The organism is Deltaproteobacteria bacterium RBG_16_64_85 (assembly GCA_001798885.1).
Lineage (GTDB): Bacteria > Desulfobacterota > Deferrimicrobia > Deferrimicrobiales > Deferrimicrobiaceae > FEB-35.
In genome coordinates this window covers 1-6,319 of record MGQW01000090.1, presented here as the reverse complement: position 1 = coordinate 6,319, position 6,319 = coordinate 1, and the positions used below count along the sequence as shown (strand labels likewise).

Annotated in this window: 6 protein-coding genes, 2 tRNA genes and 2 pseudogenes; 5 read left to right on the top strand and 5 right to left on the bottom strand. The window is 63.2% G+C overall.

The window, feature by feature from the left end:
• Positions 1-1,004: pseudogene (locus A2Z13_04455) on the bottom strand (hypothetical protein).
• A gap of 125 nt (positions 1,005-1,129) precedes the next feature.
• Positions 1,130-1,942: a hypothetical protein gene (locus tag A2Z13_04450; GenBank protein OGP76179.1), complete on the bottom strand. Its 813-nt coding sequence runs from the start codon at positions 1,940-1,942 to the stop codon at positions 1,130-1,132.
• Between A2Z13_04450 and A2Z13_04445 the strand changes: the two genes are divergently transcribed.
• Positions 1,917-2,627, top strand: a complete 711-nt coding sequence (locus A2Z13_04445) for a hypothetical protein (GenBank protein ID OGP76178.1) — start codon at positions 1,917-1,919, stop codon at positions 2,625-2,627. The two genes, A2Z13_04450 and A2Z13_04445, sit on opposite strands and share 26 nt — an antisense overlap.
• A 123-nt stretch (positions 2,628-2,750) precedes the next feature.
• Here A2Z13_04445 and A2Z13_04440 read toward each other — a convergent pair.
• Positions 2,751-2,846: transfer RNA gene (locus tag A2Z13_04440), tRNA-Sec, on the bottom strand.
• A 198-nt stretch (positions 2,847-3,044) separates the two neighbouring features.
• On the opposite strand from A2Z13_04440, the gene A2Z13_04435 reads away from it, so the two are divergent.
• The 4 genes from A2Z13_04435 (at position 3,045) to A2Z13_04420 (ending at position 4,962) form a co-directional block, all read left to right on the top strand.
• Positions 3,045-3,812 (top strand): hypothetical protein, encoded by a 768-nt coding sequence (locus A2Z13_04435; GenBank protein ID OGP76177.1) that lies wholly within the window; start codon positions 3,045-3,047, stop codon positions 3,810-3,812.
• A gap of 178 nt (positions 3,813-3,990) precedes the next feature.
• Positions 3,991-4,401, top strand: coding sequence for a hypothetical protein (locus A2Z13_04430; protein ID OGP76176.1), 411 nt, complete (start codon positions 3,991-3,993; stop codon positions 4,399-4,401).
• The gene (locus A2Z13_04425) at positions 4,398-4,814 is read left to right on the top strand and encodes a hypothetical protein (GenBank protein ID OGP76175.1); all 417 of its coding nucleotides are present in this window, start codon (positions 4,398-4,400) and stop codon (positions 4,812-4,814) included. Before A2Z13_04430 ends, A2Z13_04425 begins: the two co-directional genes overlap by 4 nt.
• Positions 4,815-4,887: 73 nt before the next feature.
• Positions 4,888-4,962 (top strand) — tRNA-Val (locus A2Z13_04420).
• A gap of 31 nt (positions 4,963-4,993) precedes the next feature.
• Here A2Z13_04420 and A2Z13_04415 read toward each other — a convergent pair.
• Both A2Z13_04415 and A2Z13_04410 read right to left on the bottom strand, forming a co-directional pair.
• Complete coding sequence (locus tag A2Z13_04415) at positions 4,994-5,971, bottom strand: hypothetical protein (protein ID OGP76174.1); 978 nt, start codon at positions 5,969-5,971, stop codon at positions 4,994-4,996.
• Between the two features lie 12 nt (positions 5,972-5,983).
• Positions 5,984-6,319: pseudogene (locus A2Z13_04410) on the bottom strand (hypothetical protein).

Sequence of the window (6,319 nt, the reverse complement as noted above, 5' to 3'; positions counted from 1 at the left end):
ATTCCCCGGAGTACTTCGCCCCTGCCATTCTCCTCATAGGAGAAGGAAAGATTCCGGAGCCGCAGCATCGGCGCGTCAAGCCGATCTCCCACGCGGCCACCCTCCCTCGCGTCCGCCGGCGTCGCGACGTCTTTCTCGGCGGTCCTGGCCGTCCCAAAGGGTTCCGCAGGGAGGCGCAGGAACTCGTTGATGCGGCCCATCGCGCTGCCGCCCCTCTGCACGAGGTTGATGACCCATCCGAGCGCCATCGTCGGAAACGAGAGCATCGCAAGGTAGGCGTTGAACGCGACGAAACCTCCCAGCGTCAGCCGGCCCTGGATCACAAGCCAGCCTCCGAGCAGGAGGACCAGGGCAATCCCTGCCCCGGCGAGGAATCCGATCGCCCCGTGGAACGCCGCGGATGTCTTGGAAACCGAGACGTTCTGCCGGTAATACTCTGCGCAATTCCCTGCGAAGCGGCTCTCCTCCTTCTCCTCCAGACCGTACGCCTTGACCAGCCGGATGCCGCTGATGTTCTCCTGCAGGGTGGCATTCATCGCGGCGAGCGATTCCTGCACCTTCCGGTGGAGGCGGTGGAAGACCCTGCCGTATTCCCGGGATACGAGGATCACGACCGGCGCCAGGACCAGGGACACGACCGTCAGGAGGAGGCTGATCCGGAACATGAAGGTCAGCGCCAGGAGGTAGGAGATAAACGTCCCGACCAGCGTCAGCATCCCCGGGCCGAGGAAAAGCCATACCGCCGAGACGTCGTTGGTCATCCGCGACATGACGTCGCCCGTGGACGTTGCCCCGAAGAAGGACAGCGGGAGGCGGATCACGTGGTCGAAAATATCCCGGCGCAGGGAAAGCTCCACCCTGCGCGCGGCGACGAGGAGCCCCCGCCGCGAGGCATAACGGAAGGATCCGTACAGCGCGGCGAAGAGGAACATCCAGGAGACCGCGCGGACCAGCCGCTCCCTGCCGTCGGGCGCGGAAAGACCGTCGATCGCCTCCCGCGTCATCCACGGGATCAGGAGCCCGAAGGTGCTGGATACGAGCAGGCCAAGGGCGCACAGGAGGAAGGCCGTCCGGTGGCGCGCCAGGTAAGGGCGGAGGGTGAAGAGCTCGCGGATGGCGGGATCCCCCCTTACATGGGAACGGGGTTCGGCGTGAAGCAGACCAGGAAAAGCGCCCCCGCCAGGATGCCGACCAGGCGGCGCCCCCGGGAAAGGGGGACTTCGTCATAGACGGGGCGGGGGTGCGCCGTCCCCAGCACGAAGAGCATGGCCGCCCAGATGACCCATCCTCCCCAGAGGTATCCCATGGGGAGCAGAACAAACGGGACTGCCCTGGCCACCTTCGCGTAAGCCTCTCCGAACAGTGCATATGCGATGTGCCCCCCGTCCAACTGGCCCGAGGGGAGCAGGTTCAAGGCGGTTACGAGGAGTCCGATCCAGCCGGCGAACGCCACCGGGTGGAGGACCACGTCATACCCTTTCGGGATCTCGCCCAAGACGATGAACGACGCCGCGCGGAACAGCAAGGACTCGCCCAGGGGGATGCCCGAAAGGCCCGCCGACGGGCGGATGGCCGACAGGTGGAGGCCGACGAGGAGGATGGGTACCGCAACCAGCGCGCCGGCGATCGGCCCGGAGGCCCCGATGTCCAGCAGCGCGTTCCGGTTGGGGACCGGCGACTTGATTTTGATGAACGCCCCGAACGTGCCGATGAACGAGGGGGCGGGAATGAAGTACGGGGGCGTCACCGCTACGTTGTGACGCCTTGCGGCAGTGTAGTGCCCCATCTCGTGGATCGCGAGGATCGTGAGCAGCGGGATGGAGAACATGAAGCCCATCGCCAGGTCCGCCGGGTTGCGGAGAGGGTTCCCCCCCGCCAGAAACGTCCCCGCGACCAGCGTCGTGAAAACCGTCACGATGAACAGCAGGACCTGGATCCCCACCGGCTTTTCCTCCTTCTTTTCCCTTACCGATTATATGATAAAGGAAGACGGAGGTTGGGTTCCGGTTATGAAGCTTCTACTCCACATCTGCTGCGCTCCGGACGCGTCCTACGGCGTGCCGGCGATGCAGGAGCGTTTCCACGTCACGGGATTCTTCTTCAACCCGAACCTCCACCCCGGCAAGGAGTACGAGCGCCGCCTGCAGGCCACGCGGCAGCTCCAGGATTTTCTCCCCTTTGCCCTCGAGGTTGCGGGCGGCGGGGAGAAGGAATGGGAAGAGGCCGTTCGGGGGTTCGAGGGGGAACCCGAAAAGGGGCTCCGGTGCGAGACGTGCATCCGGATGCGTCTGCGCCGCACGGCGGAAGAGGCGAAACGTCTGGGGATTCCGGCATTCTGCACGGTCCTGACCGTCAGTCCGAAGAAGGACGCCGCGATGGTGAACCGTGCAGGCCGCGAGGAGGGAGAACGAGTCGGCGTCTTCTTCGTCGAGGCCGACATGAAGAAGAACGACGGTTTCCGGAAAAGCGTGGAAATATCGAAAAAACTTGGGATTTACCGCCAAAACTACTGCGGATGCCGGTATTCGGCTGGGCGGGGACACTCCTCGCGATATCAAGCGCAAAGATCAGGAGTGTCCCCGGTGGAATGTCCCCCCTTAAAATATCCCCGAAGAAAAGTTCCCTAGCCGCCGATAAGGGAGAACATGGGGCTTGGAATCTGGCGGAAGCGTGAGGGAATCACCATGTTAGCTCGGGGCCCTCGCCCCTCGCTATTTGAGGTCCCCCATAGCTTCCGGCAACATAAAACTTGGCGGAAGCGTGAGGGAATCGAACCCACCGGAGACATTTCTGCCTCCCGACCGGATTTGAAGTCCGGGGGGGCCACCAGCGCCCCATCCGCTTCCGTCGAGAACAAGCCTCCCCCGCCGCAGGGGGGAGGGATTACTTCTGCTTTGCCGTTTCCTTCGTGCGCCGCTTCTTCGACTTCTCCTTCCGGTGCCGGCGGCGCCGGATTTCCCGTTTCCTTTCAGTCGTCATACGAACCCCCGCGCAGTGCTGGCATGTTGGCGCGGACATTATAGCAAAAAGGGAAAGGAGGAACGATGAGACGAATCCCGATCCTGACGGCCGTCCTGTTCCTGATGGCGGCGGTCCCAGCGCACGCCCTGCCCGGCTTCGAGGTGGGCGCCCGGGGGATGTACTGGTTCCCCGACCTTTCGGCGAACGTGAAGACGACGACCAACGGCGTGACCGGCGAGTTCGACGCAAAAAACAGCCTCGGGATGGAAAACAAGAACTTCCCGTCGGGGGAGGCATTCGTCCGGCTCGGAAACGTTCACTTCCGCGTGGGAATCACTCCCGTAAAGTTCGACGGGGACAAGACCCTGACGGACAACATCGTCTTCAACGGGCAGACGTTCGCGATCACCAACCGCGTGATCTCGCACCTCGACGTGAAGATGATCGACGGGGAGCTCCAGTTCGACCTGCTCCGCCCCGATCTCGGCGTCGCAAGCATGAATCTCGGCGTGATCGTGAAGGTCAAGTACGTGGACGGGAACGTGGAGCTGAACGACAGGACGACGGGCCAGGTGCAGAAGAAGGATTTCAAGGCGCCGATCCCGATGGTGGGTATCGCAGCGGGCGCCGGCTTCCTCAAGGACATGGTGCGCGCGGACGCCCGCGTGACGGGGGTGGCCTACGCAGGGAACCACCTGTTCGAGGGGGACGCCTTCGCATCGTTCGCGCCCCTCCCTTTCTTCCGCGTGCAGGGCGGCTACCGGCTGATCGACCTCAAGATCGATAAGGACGACATCTTGGCCGCGCTTAAGCTGAAAGGGCCGTACGTGGGGGCCCAGCTTTCTTTCTAAGAAGCCTTTCTGACGGTCAAAACGGGGGACATTCATTAACTTAAGTATCCTGGGGCCGCTAGACCTGGCCCCGCCTCTGCATTTTGGCTATCTGAACTACTTACTTAACGGGAAAGGACGACCCCCGGGTTTAAGTAGTTCAGTTTTTTTTTACCGGAAGCGGTGTTACTATCGGCCCATGTCCATCAACGAGGAAGTCAAGCGCGCAATCGGGGACGTCGCCCGAAGGCACGGGCTTTCGCTCGTCCTGCTCTTTGGTTCCGCCGCTGCGGGGACGGCTCGCCCGGACAGCGATATCGATATCGCGGTCAAATTCCGCGATGGGAATGTCGAACTTCGTCGAATCCTTGAGGTTCAGCGGGACATTTCGGCTCTCTTCGGCGATCGCGATGTCGACCTTGCGGTGCTAAACCGTGCCGATCCGCTCTTCATGAGAAAAATAGCGGAGCAGTGCGCCTCCCTGTACGGCGAGCCAGGCGAGGCCGATGCGTTCCTGCTCCTGTCCTTCAGACGCTACCAGGACCACAGGAAGTACCTCGAGATGGAACGAGATTTCGCCGTCGCTTACGTGAAAAGGATTGCGTCATGATCGACCGGGAACTCGTCACGCGCAAGATCGTTCTCATCGGCGGCGACCTCGAGGAGTTGCGGAAGCTCGCGGGCCCGGGACTCGAGGCATACCTGGCCGATCCGTACAAGGAAATCCTCGCCGAACGATTCCTCGAACGGATGATTTCCAGGATGATCGACATCAACTATCACGTCATCACCGGTTCCGATCGGCCGCCGCCGAGGGATTACTATGACAGCTTCACGGAACTCGGGAAGATGGGGGTTCTCGATCCCGGGTTCGCCTCCCGGGTCGCCTCGGCAGCAGGGCTCCGTAACCGCATTGTCCACGAGTACGACGACATCGAACCCGACAAAGTCTTCGAGGCGATCCAGTCCGCCCTTGCCGATCTTCCGATCTATCTGCAGGCCGTGCTCTCGTTCATCGGCTGATACGTTCATTTACACTGTTGCAAAATCTGCTTGCGATAGCAGGATGCGCGGGTAGAATAGAAATTCTCTGGCTGGGCGCTTAACTCAGCGGTAGAGTGCCACCTTCACACGGTGGAAGTCACAGGTTCAAGTCCTGTAGCGCCCACCACCGCCTCGTCGCCTGGACGGATCCGTATTTTTCATGACACTTGGCCCGAGACGATCCTCACCCCACGGTGGTCCGGCCGGTCGGCCGAAACGTTCCGGAACCCGGCGGCCCTGAGCATGGAGACGACCTCGCTCGCCGAGTAGGCCCTTCCCCCCTCCGTCATTGCCGCCATGTGGACCGAGAAGAATGCTGGGCCAAGCGGGGCGGTTTTGCTTTCCTCGAGGAGGAATTCCTGCACGGCGACTCGGCCATCCGGCGCCAGTGCCTGCCGGACCTTTCTCAGCAGGAAAAGACAATCCTTTTCGGAATAGGCGTGGAGAATCTGGGAGATCCAGATGAAGTCGCAGGGGCCGCCGAGAGGATCTTTCAGAAAATCCCCTTCCTGCAACCGGACCAGGCGGGAGGCCCCCTTCTCCCGCAGGATCTTCCGGGTGACGCGGAGCGTTTCCGGCGTGTCGAAGACCGTGACTTCCGCGTCCGGATAGCGCTTCGCCCACTCCACCGCGTACGTGCCCGGACCGCCTCCGAGATCGAGAACCCGCTCCCCTGCCCGAAGCGGGATCCGGCCGGCGACAAGGGCAGCCCGCTCCCGGGAGTTGTCCTCCATCCCCCGGATGAAGTTTTCCTGGTAATCGGGTGGCCTCCCCGACCCCCTCCTCCCTCCCCGGATCTTCTTCTCCAGCCCCGTCCACTCTTCCCAGCAGTTCAGATGGTGGAGCAGGATGGAGCGCATCGAGCGCGGGCCATCCGAAAGGACCTCCTGCGCGACCGCCGTGTTCCGGTAGTTCTCTCCCGCCTTCGCGAGCAGTCCCGCCGCGACCATCGCGTTCAGGAGGATGGAGAGATTGCGGGGATCGGCCGAAAGCCCGCGGGCCAGCGCCCGCGCATCCGCGGCGCCGCCTGCCAGGGCCGAAAAGACGTCGAGCCGCAGCGCCACGAACAGGGCCATCGACTTCTGGTAGCTGTGCGCCATCTCCATCACGTCGTCCACCGATCTCACCGGGATCATCCGATACCCCCTTCACAACTTTCTCAGGCGAGCGAGACCGTCCTTCGCGTCGATGACCTCGTAACCGGCTTCGCGGATCTTCGCGCGGAGGGCGTCCGCTTCCTGAAAATCGCGCGCACTTCGAGCGGCATCGCGCCGGGCGGCGAGTCTCTGAACCTCCGCCGGGACCGGCGCCTCCGTCCCGGCGCCTGCCGCGGCGGTGAGCCCGAGCCCCAGCACCGCATCCCACTCCGCGGCGAGTTCCCGCAACGTCCCGCGGGAAAGCCCGGCGCGCGCCGCCTCGTGGACCACGCCGACGGCCAGTGGAAGATTCAGGTCGTCCTCCACGGCCTCGCGGAACCGGCGCCG